This is a genomic window from Thermus sp. (assembly GCF_040290245.1).
In the GTDB taxonomy this organism is placed as follows: Bacteria; Deinococcota; Deinococci; order Deinococcales; family Thermaceae; genus Thermus_A.
Genome location: NZ_PSMQ01000090.1, coordinates 1 through 4,925 on the forward strand (window position 1 = coordinate 1; position 4,925 = coordinate 4,925).

Here is a 4,925-nt window from a genome sequence, read left to right on the forward strand (position 1 = left end):
GTGGGGACCACTCCAGGAGAGTTGCTTCCCGAAGGGAACACCGGGAGGAGGTCTCCACGAATGCAGCTTAAACCTGGTGTTTCCCGCAAAGGGGGAAAGCACCCCTGGACTACTACAACCGTGAACGGCCGCACCGGGCTTTGAACGGTCTCGCGCCTCTCGAGTATCTGGCTAAGATACAAGCGGAGTCGGTCCCCAAGAGTGTCTCAGATGTGTTGGCCGATTACACTCAACCCGGGCAAGATCTTTGGAGACTGATCCCCTGCGCTTTCCCACCGATCCAGGGCGGAGCATACCGCCCAGGCTTCGGGGGGGCCCAGCCCCCCTTCCCCTCAGACGCCCGCGTGACCGGATCGGGTCCGGATCCCGGTGGTGGGCCGGGCGATTCCCCTCACGGGTCAATGCTTGGGCCCAACCCGAGGTGGAACCGCCTGCACCCCTGGGAACCCAGGGGCAAGGAGGGGGCCGGGGTCCGGCCCTGGCCCACCGCGAAACCCAGACCCTACCGCGAAGGCGGTGGGTCGGAAGGGGGGCAGGAAGGCCCCAGCACAGGCGGTCTTCTTGGGAGCCCTATCCCCTCGAGGTCGGGCTCGAGCCCCTGGACCTTGAGCGGCTGGCCTGGCGCTGAGACCAGAGGTAGCTGCCCAGGACCAAAAGCCCGGCCAGGGCCTGGGCCAAAAGAGTCTCCCGGGTGGGAAAGAGGGCGAACCAGACCCCCATCCAGTCGGGGATGGGCAGGGAAAGAGGAGTGGTGGGGAGCCAGCGGGCAAGCTGCATCTCCTGGGCCTCCTCCCCCACCATCACCAGGAGGACCAGGCCGAGCAGGGCCCCCGTGAAGACCAGCATCCGCTTGTAGGGCAGCTTGCGGTGGGCCAGGAAGGTCAGGTAGGCCACCGCCAGGGTGAGGGCCAGCCCCAGGAGGCTTCCCTCCAGCACCGCCCCCTCCCCTACCCTCAGACGGATGGTCTGCAAGAATAGGGCCACCTCGAACCCCTCCCGGTAGACGGCGCTGAAGCCCAGAAGCCAAAGCCCCCCCGCCAAGCCCTGGGCCAGGAGGGCCTGGCCCTTCCTTTGGTGCAGGCCGATCCACCCCGTCCAGTAGACCCGGTGGAAGAACCAGTTCATCACCAAAAGCAAAACGAGGATCGCCAGAAGCCCTGTGGCCGCCTGGACCTGGTACTCGGAGAAGGAGGCCTCCGCCAAACCGATCACGCGCACGAGAAAAAAGTAGCTGGCCACCGAGAACAAAAAGGCCAGGCCCGCCCCCAGGGCGATGGGGCGGGCGGCCTGGGGGTTCTGCCTGAGAAGGCCCGCGGTGAGGGCGGCGAGGACCAAGACCGCCTCGAGGCCCTCGCGAAAGATGAGGACCCCCGTGTCCAGAACCCTGGCGGCGATGGCCTCGTGGCTCTGGGGGTCGAGAGGACCGCCCACGGCCAGGTGGCGGTAGAGGAAGGCGGTGGCCAGAAAGAAAACCAGAGCCAGGGGAAGGACCCTAAGAAGGCCGTTTGGATCGCGTGCGATCATGGCGGCGAGTATAGCCCGCACGCAGGATAAAGTCAAGTATCCTGATCGGATTTATTTAATTTAGAAACGAGAATCGCTTGCAAAACCCCCGGCCTCGACCGCCCCCTTCAGCCTCACTTAAGGAAATGGGCGTTGCCGGCTTCAGGAAGAGGGGGTAGCTTGGGGGCACAATGGGCATCGAGTTTGGGTATCCCGAGGCGGCCCACCTCCTGCGCCGCGCCGCAGCCCGCGGCCGGAAGGAGGAGGCCGAAGGCCTGGCGGAGATGGGGCTTGAGAGGGCGGTGGAGGAGGTTTTAAAGGACCCGGCCCCCGCACCCCCCTTCCGGACCACGGCCGGGGCCAAGGAGCGGGGGAAACAGCTCCAGGAGCTCGTGCGCCTCTGGCTCGAGCACTGGCTCACCACCCCCACCCCGGCCGCGGAGCGGCTCGTCCTTTTCTGGCACGGGCACCTCACCTCGGCCTTCCGACAGACCATGGGGGCGCAGGGGGCGGACTTCTGGGAGCAGTTCGCCACCTTCCGCACCTTGGGCTACGGCCCCTATGGGGACCTCCTCCGGGCCATCGCCAGAAATCCGGCCATGCTCCTCTACCTAAACAACGCACAAAGCCGAAAGGAGCACCCCAACGAGAACTGGGCCCGGGAGCTCTTGGAGCTTTATACCCTGGGGCCAGGCCACTACACCGAGCAAGACATCCGCGAGGCCGCCCGCGCCTTCACGGGTTGGACGGTGCGGAATCCCAACCCGGAGCGGGACCCCAACACCCCTTTGGCCTTCGCCTTCAACCCCAGGTGGCACGACCCGGAGCCCAAGACCTTCCTGGGCCGGAGGGTGAAAGATGGGGAGGAGGTCCTGGCCATCCTGGCCGACCACCCGGAGACCTACCGGTTTCTGGCCCGGAAGCTCCTCGCCTTTTACCTGAACCCCGCCCCTCCCCAGGACCTTGTGGAGGAAGGGGCTAAGGCGCTAAGGTCCGAGGGGACGCGGGGGTTTTTGCGCTGGCTTTTCACCCATCCCGCCTTCTACGCCAAGGAGAACCGGAACGCCCTGGTGAAAAGCCCCGTGGAATACCTGGTCGGCCTGGCCTACGCCGCAGGCCTCCGGGAGGTCCCGCTGGCCAAAAAGGGGGGGCTTATGGAAGCCCTTGCAACCATGGGCCAGATTCCCTTCGAGCCCCCAAGCCCAAAGGGCTGGGAGGGAGGGCTGGCCTGGCTTGGCGAATCCGCCCTCCTCACCCGGCTCAACCTTCTGGGAGCCTTCTCGGGAAAGGAAAAGGGTCTGGACCTATCGGTCTTCATGGAGGGAGCGGACGGACCCCTGGCCCTGGTGCGGCCGGAGGCCCAGCTCCTTTAGGGGGAAGCTATGGACGGGTTTTTGCAGGAGACGGATACCAGAAGGAATTTCATTAAAAAATCCCTTCTCACTCTGGCTTTAGGGCAGGCGGCACCCTCGCTTTTCCTGAGGAGCGCCCTGGCCGCACAGTCGTCGGAACGGATCCTGGTGGTGGTCAACCTCTTCGGCGGGAACGACCAGCTGAACACCCTTATCCCCTATAGGAACGACCTTTACTACCGGCTTCGCCCCACCATCGGGATCCCCGCCCAACAGGCCCTGGACCTGGGGGTCCGGGGCCAGAACCTCGGCCTCCACCCGGCCCTCAGGCCCCTGATGCCCGTCTGGGAGGAGGGGCGGCTGGCCCTGATCCCCCAGGTGGGGTACCCCAACCCCAACCGGAGCCATTTCATCTCCACCTCCATCTGGCACACCGCGGACCCCAGCCGCCAGGAGAACACCGGCTGGCTCGGCCGTTTCGGCGACACCCAGCAAGACCCTTTCTGTGAGACCTTCCTGGGCGGGAGCACCCCCCAGGCCCTGGTGGGCAGGACGAAAAGGGCCCCCGCGATCTCGAGCGTGGAAGCCTTCAGTCTGCACCTGCCTAAACCCCTGGAAACCGCTTTAGAAAAAGAGCTCTCCCGGGTCCGCCAGGGTACGGCGGAGGAGGTGCGCCAGGCCATGCTCCGGCTCAAGGAAGCCCTCAGGCGGGTGGGTGCGGTTCAGAGCTACCGGAACCAGGCCCAGTACCCGGCCACCCCCTTTGGCCGGGCCCTGGCCGACGTGGCCCGGATGATCGCGGGAGGGCTGGGCTCCCAGGTCTACTACACGGCCCTGGGGGGCTGGGACACCCACGCCGTCCAGCCCCCCAGGCAGGGGGAGCTTCTGGGGGAGCTGGCCCAGGGTCTGAGCGCCCTCCGGCAGGACCTCCGGGCCATGGGCCGGGAGAAGGACGTGATGATCCTGGTCTTTAGCGAGTTCGGACGCCAGGTGGCGGAAAACGCCTCTCAAGGGACGGATCACGGGGAAGGTGGTCTGATGCTGGTCCTGGGGGGCGGGGTCAAGGGGGGGCTTTACGGCGGCGAGCCCAACCTCGAGGACCTCAACCTCAACGCCTTGAAGTACCAGACGGACTTCCGTCAGGCCTATGCGGCCGCGCTCCGCTGGATCCAGGCGGACGTGCGCCAGGTGCTGGGGCAGGACTTCCCCGCCCTGCCTTTGCTGTGACCGCGGAGTGCACGGCGCAAGCCCCTGGCTTTATGAACCGCCGCACCCTTCTCAAAGGCCTGGTTGCCGCCCTGATGGGGGTTCCCAGGGGGCACGCCCAGACCAACCCCAACAACCCCACCTACCACAGGCTTGCCGCGGAATACTCTGCTCGCTACCGGGGCATCTCGCTTCTGGTCATGGTCGACGGAAAGACCGTGTTCGAGGACTACCCCAACGGCGGCAGCCCCACCCGCGCCCACGAGCTGGCCAGCGGGACCAAGAGCTTTAGCGGGGTCATGGCCATAGCCGCCCAGCAAGACGGGCTGCTCTCGCTGGATGAACCCGCAAGCAAAACCCTGACCGAGTGGCAAGGTGACCCCCTGCGGGAAAAGATCACCCTCCGGCAGCTGCTCAACCTGACCAGCGGCATCCCCGGGGGCAACCTGGGCCGAATCCCCACCTATCAAGAAGCCGTCCAGTCCCCTGCTGAAGCACCACCGGGAACGCGCTTTTCCTATGGCCCGGTCCCCTTTCAGATCTTCGGAGAGGTGATGCGCCGCAAGCTGGGCGGCGATCCGCTGGCCTACCTCCAGCGCCGCATCTTCCAGCCCATCGGGCTCGAGTACGCCTTCTGGCGGAGGGGGCCCGATGGCAATCCCCACCTCCCCTCCGGGGCCTTCCTCACCGCCCGCAACTGGGCCAGGTTTGGCGAGCTGGTGCGCCAAGGGGGGGTTTGGCAAGGGCAGCGGGTGGTGGATGCCGCCCTGCTGGACAGGTGCTTTGAGCCCTCCCAGGTTAACCCCCTCTACGGCCTTAGCTGGTGGCTGGCCCGACCCATCGACCCGGCCCAACGGGCCGCCA

General features: G+C 66.3%; 4 protein-coding genes and 1 pseudogene. 4 read left to right on the forward strand and 1 reads right to left on the reverse strand.

The genetic code is table 11. The features are described from left to right. Positions 1-104: 104 nt before the first annotated feature. Positions 105-230 (forward strand): annotated as a pseudogene (locus tag C4301_RS09300) (integrase core domain-containing protein); the annotation flags it as partial. 340 nt (positions 231-570) lie between these two features. On the opposite strand, the gene C4301_RS09305 reads toward C4301_RS09300, so the two are convergent. Beyond that, positions 571-1,524, reverse strand: coding sequence for an FTR1 family protein (locus tag C4301_RS09305; RefSeq protein ID WP_352414802.1), 954 nt, complete (start codon positions 1,522-1,524; stop codon positions 571-573). 170 nt (positions 1,525-1,694) lie between these two features. Here C4301_RS09305 and C4301_RS09310 point away from each other — a divergent pair, with 170 nt between their 5' ends. From C4301_RS09310 to C4301_RS09320, 3 genes are all read left to right on the forward strand, one after another. Beyond that, on the forward strand, positions 1,695-2,876 hold the full coding sequence (locus C4301_RS09310; protein ID WP_352414803.1) for a DUF1800 domain-containing protein: 1,182 nt from the start codon (positions 1,695-1,697) through the stop codon (positions 2,874-2,876). A gap of 9 nt (positions 2,877-2,885) precedes the next feature. Next, entirely contained in the window at positions 2,886-4,082 is a 1,197-nt protein-coding gene (locus tag C4301_RS09315) for a DUF1501 domain-containing protein (RefSeq protein WP_352414804.1), read from the forward strand. Between the two features lie 32 nt (positions 4,083-4,114). After that, positions 4,115-4,925: serine hydrolase domain-containing protein (locus C4301_RS09320; RefSeq protein ID WP_352414805.1), on the forward strand; the 811-nt coding region annotated here is incomplete at its 3' end.